Consider the following 3167-nt stretch of genomic DNA (forward strand, 5'->3'; position numbering starts at 1 on the left):
GAGCGGACCAGGATCTCGTCGTCGACGATCAGCACGCGGGTGGTGGTGATGGTGCCTCCTCGGTTCGGGCGGCCGGGTCGGGGCGGTCCGCGTGCCCCTCCGCCCAGGTCAGCCGAACCGTGCGATCACCTCGGCGAACGCGTCGAGCGCCGCCTCCTGCACGACCACGTAGTCGAAGCCGAACCGCTCCCGACGAGCGAGCAGTTGCTCGGCGATCTGCGCCGCACTCCCGATCAGCACGGCGGGCAGCGCGCCGACCTGCTCCGGACTCAGCGTGCCCTGCAGGAAGCGGGAGTAGTCCTCCAGCGCGGCCTGACGGTCACCGGTCACCTCGGTGCGCAGGACGATGATGTTCCGGCGCACCGCCTCCCGACCCGCCGCGCGCAGTTCCGCCTCGACCAGCGCCACCCGTTCGTCCATCCGGCGTTCCGTCAGGTACCGCATGCCCCGGCCCTGCGGGTCGAACCTGGTACCGGCGAAGGACACGATGTCGGCGTGCCGGGCGGCCAGTCGCAGCACCCGGTCGCCATTGCCGCCGATCATCAGGGGCGGCCGGTCGGAACCGGTCACGCGGGTCACCTCGTCCAGGGTCGCGACGAGTCGATCGACGCGTTTGCCCGACGCCTCGAACGGAACTCCGGCCTGGTCGAACTCGGGCTTCTTCCATCCCGCACCGAGCCCGACCTCCAGCCGCCCGCCGGTGAGTCGGGCGGCGGTGACGACATCCCTGGCGAACAAGGCCGGGCTGTAGAACGAGGTGTTGCTCACGAACGTGCCGACCCGGACGCTACTCGTCGCCTCGGCGGCCATGGCACACGCCAGGAAGGGCGAGGGCATGCCGATGTGGTCGGGCACGGTGATCACGTCGTAGCCGAGGCCCTCGGCACGCCGGCACTTCTCCCTCCAGGAGGCCCGGTCCTCGAGCTTCGTCAGATTCACGCCGAACCGTAAGCTCATCGCACAGATCCCGTCCTTTCCGGTCCTTGAGCAGCGGCGTGGTCGCGGCGGAGGAAGGAGGAGATCACGCGGTCGGCCCCCAAGGATCGTCCCCTGCCGGATCGTGGCCGTTCAGCCTAGACCACCGCCGATCGTGTGTCTTCCGGTCCTGACCGGTCCTGAGCGGAGACGAGACGCAGTGGCCGGGTCGGGCCGGGCCAGAGGCCAACGGCCGCGCCACGGCCGTTGCATAGGCTGGCCGCTTCACCCGACGCACCGCGACGAGGACCGACCCATGCCCAGCACCACCAGGATCCGCCTGATCGAGCCCAGCGACGCCGCCCCGATCGCCGCGCACCGGACGCGGGACGCCGAGGCCTTCCGGCGATGGGAACCGGCCCAGCCGGCCGAGTCCCTCACCCCGCGGGGCCAGGCGGAGCGGATCGACAAGCTGCTGGCCGGCCACCGGGCCGGCACGCTCTGGCCGGGCGTGGTGCTCGCCGACGACCAGGTGGTCGGGCAGGTCACCGTCGGAGGCATCCTGCCGCAGGCCCACCTGCGCCGCGCCTCCGTCGGGTACTGGATCGGCAGCGCCGCCCAGAACCAAGGGCACGCCGGACGCGCCGTCGAGCTCGTACTCCGGGAGATGAGGGACGAGCTCGGACTGCGCCGCGCCGAGGCGTCCACACAGCTGGAGAACCTGCCGTCGCAGCGGGTACTGCGCCGCAACGGGTTCAGCCCGTACGGTGTCGCCCACTTCTCGATCCTTCTCGACGGGCACTGGCGGGACGAGCTGCTGTGGGAGCGGGCCCTCGTCGACTAGGCCTGTCCGGTCGATCCGCGCCCGCACCGCACCCCGCACCCCGCACTCCGCGCACCGCAGGGCCGGCCCCGGCCGCCGGCCGTGCCGTCGGCCGGGCGAGATGTGCCGAACTGAAATCTGATCCTCCGATTTCCCGGTATCGATTTCATGGTCGCGGCCGAACGTGGCCGAATGTTCCTCTTCTGGAGCCTGGCGCACCGCGCTAGCCTCACCGTAAGAAGTCGGAAAAGAGGGGGAAATGAACATCAAAAGGACTCGATCAATCCGAATCACCCGACCGGGGCGCCGAATGGCCGCGGCCGCCGGTCTGCTGGCGATCTCCGCGGCCACCGTCGTGGCGATCCCCGGCACTGCCAGCGCCGCCACCGTTGCCTACAACGGCGCATGTGGGAGCGGGTACAACGTCAAGAGCTGGTTCGGCATCCAGTCGACGACCGAGGAGGTGACGGTCTACCTGACCTACTCGGCCGCCACCGGCAAGAATTGCGTCGTCGGGATAAAGGACAACCAGACCACGACGCGGTCCATCACGGTGTACATAGAACGTGACGACACCCCCGGTTCCCGGGTCACCGACTCCGGGAACTACACGAAGTACGCCGGCCCCGTCTACATATACGCGAAGGGCGCGTGTGTCACCTGGGGCGGCGTGTTCAACGACCTGGAAGTACTCCGGCGGCACACCAACTGCGGGGCGTGACCCCCATCCGTGAAGCCGCCCGCCGTCCCGGTGCGACGACCAGGACGGCGGGCGGCAGCGGCCGCACCACCCTTGGGGCGCGGTCGGGCCTCAGCGCCGGGGGTCGATCCTCAGGTCGCCCCGGGGCACCTCACGGACGTGGGCACCTGCCGGCAGGTCGTGCGTTCCGCGATGTCGACGTGAACCGGTGAACGGCGACGACGGGCCGGTCGGACCGAGGCAAGCCTCGGTCCGACCGGCCCTGCGGCTCAGTGCCGTGCCGCTCGAAACCGTCAGGCGCAGGTGACCTCTCCGGAGGTGTCGGCGGTGCAGAGCAGGGTCATGGTGCCGTTGTTGGGGTCGCTCGGGTAGGGGCTGGCCGAGAGGCGGGTCATGGTCAGCGGGTAGCCGGTGCCCGGGGTCAGCCGGCCGACGGTGAACGAGATCAGCGGAGTGATCGTCTGGTGGCCGGCGGCGATGTCCGTCATGTCGCAGGTGAGGAGCCGCTGCGCGGTGTCGACGGTGCACGTGGACGGCTTGGTGGGGCTGCTGAGGGCCTCGGGGTAGCTGAGCTGGTAGCGGACGTTCGTGGCATCGCTCTCGCCCACGTTCACCATGTGGGGCGTCACGTGGCGGTGGCGACCCGCAAGGGCCTGGCCAACTACGGGGCCTTCGGCCTGGCGGGGGAGGACTACAGCAGGATCGGCTGGGAGAAGTAGCCGGCGCCGG

General features: G+C 70.3%; 4 protein-coding genes. 2 read left to right on the forward strand and 2 right to left on the reverse strand.

Annotated features, from left to right (window positions below; translation table 11 throughout):
* Positions 1 to 108: 108 nt before the first annotated feature.
* Positions 109 to 939 (reverse strand): TIGR03621 family F420-dependent LLM class oxidoreductase, encoded by an 831-nt coding sequence (locus tag ACIQOV_RS34350; RefSeq protein ID WP_401054728.1) that lies wholly within the window; start codon positions 937 to 939, stop codon positions 109 to 111.
* Between the two features lie 292 nt (positions 940 to 1231).
* On the opposite strand from ACIQOV_RS34350, the gene ACIQOV_RS34355 reads away from it, so the two are divergent.
* Complete coding sequence (locus tag ACIQOV_RS34355; protein WP_401054730.1) at positions 1232 to 1759, forward strand: GNAT family N-acetyltransferase; 528 nt, start codon at positions 1232 to 1234, stop codon at positions 1757 to 1759.
* 238 nt (positions 1760 to 1997) lie between these two features.
* The gene (locus ACIQOV_RS34360; protein ID WP_401054732.1) at positions 1998 to 2459 is read left to right on the forward strand and encodes a spore-associated protein A; all 462 of its coding nucleotides are present in this window, start codon (positions 1998 to 2000) and stop codon (positions 2457 to 2459) included.
* Positions 2460 to 2731: 272 nt separating this feature from the next.
* On the opposite strand, the gene ACIQOV_RS34365 is transcribed toward ACIQOV_RS34360, so the two are convergent.
* The gene (locus ACIQOV_RS34365; protein ID WP_401054734.1) at positions 2732 to 3046 is read right to left on the reverse strand and encodes a hypothetical protein; all 315 of its coding nucleotides are present in this window, start codon (positions 3044 to 3046) and stop codon (positions 2732 to 2734) included.
* Between the last annotated feature and the right edge of the window lie 121 nt (positions 3047 to 3167).

The organism is Kitasatospora sp. NPDC091257, from assembly GCF_044757675.1.
GTDB lineage: Bacteria > Actinomycetota > Actinomycetes > Streptomycetales > Streptomycetaceae > Kitasatospora > Kitasatospora lactacystinica.